Raw genomic sequence first — 259 nt, 5'->3', positions numbered from 1 at the left:
CTGCTAAACCTTCCGCCAATCCGTCCGCGAAGGCCGATGCCAAGCCCTCCGCGAAGCCTTCCGCCGCCGCCAAACCTGCCGCTAAACCGGCTGCCAAGCCTGCTGCGAAAGCCGCTGCGAAACCGGCCGCTAAGCCTGCTGCTGCCAAGCCCGCCGCTGCTGCCAAGCCGGTCGCCAAGCCCGCTGCCGCTGCCAAACCGGCTGCTAAACCCGCCGCGAAACCCGCTGCCAAGCCGGCCGCAAAAGCCGCTGCCAAGCC

Annotated in this window: 1 protein-coding gene; it reads left to right on the top strand. The window is 69.1% G+C overall.

Annotated elements, in window-relative coordinates; genetic code table 11:
* Nucleotides 1–259 (top strand): hypothetical protein (locus tag ACCC94_RS30340; RefSeq protein ID WP_413353252.1); only part of this gene is annotated, 259 nt, incomplete at both ends.

Origin of the sequence: Pseudomonas sp. Pseusp97, from assembly GCF_047304025.1 — a bacterium.
Lineage (GTDB): Bacteria > Pseudomonadota > Gammaproteobacteria > Pseudomonadales > Pseudomonadaceae > Pseudomonas.
This window is presented reverse-complemented; position numbering and strand designations above follow the sequence as displayed.